The organism is Peribacillus sp. SIMBA_075, from assembly GCF_046534585.1.
In genome coordinates this window covers 1-263 of sequence record NZ_JAWRYN010000851.1, presented here as the reverse complement: position 1 = coordinate 263, position 263 = coordinate 1, and the positions used below count along the sequence as shown (strand labels likewise).

Sequence of the window (263 nt, the reverse complement as noted above, 5' to 3'; positions counted from 1 at the left end):
CTTGCGGTGAACTCTTCGTAGGTTTGAGGAGGTGAAGTGACAGCTCCTTGAAAAGCGCGAAGTTCCGCAAAAATCACATAAACCTGTTCTGTTTCGATTACTTCCTTTAACTCGAGACCTTTCAAGATCGTTCCATTTTGCGGGAATAACTCCCCATTCGGTCTGTCATTGCTGGTTGTATATGTTTCTATATTATCTATATGCCAATTAAAGGATTGAACGTTTACTGGCTGAAGGATGTCTTTCAAAAAACTTCCATAATC

At 40.3% G+C, this 263-nt stretch carries 1 protein-coding gene; it reads right to left on the bottom strand.

The features are described 5' to 3' along the window. Positions 1–263 (bottom strand): DUF2691 family protein (locus tag SB775_RS30645; protein ID WP_410865030.1); only part of this gene is annotated, 263 nt, incomplete at both ends.